General features: G+C 63.4%; 1 protein-coding gene and 1 pseudogene. One reads left to right on the top strand and one right to left on the bottom strand.

The genetic code is table 11. The annotated features are described in order from the left end of the window. Positions 1-182, bottom strand: a pseudogene (locus WAW85_RS11365) (hypothetical protein); the annotation flags it as partial. A gap of 95 nt (positions 183-277) precedes the next feature. Between WAW85_RS11365 and WAW85_RS11360 the strand changes: the two are divergent. Further along, on the top strand, positions 278-2,943 hold a 2,666-nt coding region (locus tag WAW85_RS11360; RefSeq protein WP_422559717.1), incomplete at its 3' end, for a UPF0182 family protein.

The raw sequence follows: 2,943 nt of genomic DNA, 5'->3' as shown, positions 1-2,943 counted from the left end.
TCCTGGAGCACCGGACTGAGGATCGAGTCGTCGGCGTCGTCGACCAGGTGCGGCGCCGCAGCAGTCAGCATTCCGGTTGGTACGAGCGCAAACAGCAGGTCGACCGATCCCCACGGTTGTTCGGAGGCGAACGCGGCGCATTGGGCGAGGGCATTGCCGAGATCGGCCTGAGAATAGCTCACAACGCCATTGTGCCCGGTGCCCGATCTGCCGGATTGCGTAAGGTGGAGGCAATCGCTGTCCCCGACCCCCAATTGGAGTAGTAAACGTGGTGGGTATGCGCAGTCCTGTCGGACGGCCGTCATTGTCTCGTCGTAGCAAGATCCTCATCGGTATCGGTGTCTTTCTGCTGCTGTTGTTGCTCATCGGCCCGCGCCTCGTCGAACTGATCACCGACTGGCTCTGGTATTCGGACGTCGGATACTCGACAGTGATGTCGACGATGCTGACCACGCGGCTGACGGTCCTGCTTGTGGTCGCGGTGGTGGTCGCGGCGATCGTCTTCGCGTGCGTGTACGCCGCCTACCGGTCCCGCCCGACGATGGTGATGCCGACCAGCCCGGCCGATCCGCTCGCGCGGTACCGCAGTGCAGTGACTCGCCGTCCGGTGCTCGCCGGACTGCTCCCGGCGGCCTTCTTGGGCCTCCTGGCCGGACTGGTGGCGCAGGCGTCGTGGGCCACGGTGCAGACCTTCCTGAACAGGGAGCCGTTCGGGGTCAAGGACCCGCAGTTCAATCTGGACATCGGCTTTTACGCCTTCACTCTGCCGTTTGTTCGCCTGATCCTGGATCTGCTGTTCTTGGCAGTGGGCGTCGGTCTGGTGGCGAACCTGCTGACCCACTACGTTTTCGGCGGAATCCGGTTGGGCGGCGGCGGACGTCGCGGCGCAGTGAGCAATCCCGCGCGCATTCAACTCGCGGTGATCGCGGGGATCTTCGTCCTCCTCAAGGCCGTCGCCTACTGGTTCGACCGCTACGACCTGCTGTCGAGCACCCGGCGCGGCGACATCTTTACCGGTGCCACCTTCACCGACATCAACTACGTGTTGCCGTCGAAGCTGATCTTGATGGCCATCGCAATCGTCTGCGCGCTGGCCTTCTTCTCGGCGATCTTCCTGCGCGATCTGCGCATTCCGGCGCTGGCGGCGGTGCTGCTGCTGTTGTCGTCGCTCGTCATCGGCGTTGCCTGGCCGGCGGCGATGGAACAGTTCGCCGTCAAGCCGAGTGCCGCAGATAAGGAACGCGAGTATATCCAGCGCAATATCGTTGCGACCCGAGACGCGTACCGAATCCGGCCCGATATTGACATCAGCTACGACCGGGGATGGACCCAGACCCCGGCGCTGCCGGCCGCGGTGAACTCCGACGAGGCGACGCTGAGTAACATCCGCATTCTGGATCCGGCCGTCCTCACTCGGGCCTTCCACCAGCGGCAGGCCCTACGCAATGTGTACGGTTTCCCGGCACAGTTGGCGGTCGACCGCTACGACGTCGCTGGTCAGCAGCGCGACTTTATCGTCGCCGCCCGCGAACTGGATCCGAGCCGCCTGGACGACAACCAGCGCAACTGGATCAACCAGCACACGGTGTTCACCCACGGCAACGGTTTCATCGCCGCGCAGGCCAACACCGTCGACGAGGTGTCCAGCGATGCGGCTTCCGATCGCGGCGGCATGCCGGTGTTCATCGTGGCAGATACTCAGACGATTCAAGACACGGCGGCCCAGGCCAAGCTGCCGTTCCAGGTGAAGCAGCCGCGCATCTACTTTGGCGAGTTGATCGCCAAGGTGGACCCGGACTACGCCATCGTCGGTTCAGCCGACGGCGACCGCGAGTACGACGGCGAGGGAGTGCAATATACGTACTCGGCTGATTCGGGTGTCTCGCTGGGCAATTTCGGTACGCGCATGCTGTACGCGATCAAGTACGGCGAGCGAAACTTCCTGCTGTCGAATGCGCTGAACGAGAACTCGCGCATCCTGTACAACCGGGATCCGCGCGACCGGGTCAAGAAGGTTGCGCCGTGGCTGACAGTCGATTCGAAGACCTATCCCGCAGTGATGGCGGACGGCTCGATCAAGTGGATCGTCGACGGCTACACGACGCTCGACAAGTATCCGTACGCGCAGCGGATGTCGCTGCAGGATGCGACCGCCGATTCCCGTCAGGTCAACAGCGGTACGACGGGTCGCACGCAGGTCAACGAGGAAGTCTCGTATGCGCGTAACTCGGTGAAGGCGACCGTCGACGCGTATAGCGGCGAGGTGGTCCTGTACCAGGCAGACGAGAGCGATCCGGTCCTGAAGACCTGGATGAAGGTGTTCCCGGGGACGGTGCAGCCGAAGTCGGCGCTGGATGCTCAGCCCGACCTGCGGGCGCATATGCGCTATCCGGAGGATCTGTTCAAGATTCAGCGCGCGCTGCTGCAGCGCTACCATGTCGACGATGCGGCGACCTTCTTCCGCGCTAACAACTTCTGGTCGGTACCGCGGGATCCCACGTCCGATAGCGACGCGAACTTGCCGCAGCCGCCGTACTATTTCACGGCGTCGTCGCCGAACCAGGAGAATCTGGCGCAGTTCCAGCTGACCGGGGTGCTTAATGCGCTCAACCGCCCGAACCTGGCCGCCTATGTGACGGCGAATGCCGATCCGGAGGGCTACGGCAGGTTGACGGTCAAGGTGACCCCGACGACGAGCCAGACGGTCGGTCCGCGCCAGGCGTCGGAGAATATGAAGACCAATGCGCGCGTCCAGCAGGAACTCAAACTGCTGGAGAACACGAACGTGATCTACGGCAACTTGCTGGCGCTCCCGGTGGGCGGGAACGGGCTGCTGTATGCGCAACCGATCTACACCGAGGCGAAGTCCGGTGACTCGGCGATGCCGAAGCTGTTCCGGGTGCTGACGTACTACAACGCGGCGGCTGGTGAGAACAACGTGCG

The sequence above is a fragment of the Gordonia sp. (in: high G+C Gram-positive bacteria) genome, from assembly GCF_049299075.1.
Classification (GTDB): Bacteria; Actinomycetota; Actinomycetes; order Mycobacteriales; family Mycobacteriaceae; genus Gordonia.
Note: the sequence above shows the minus strand (reverse complement) of the source record. Positions and strands in the feature narration are given on the sequence as shown.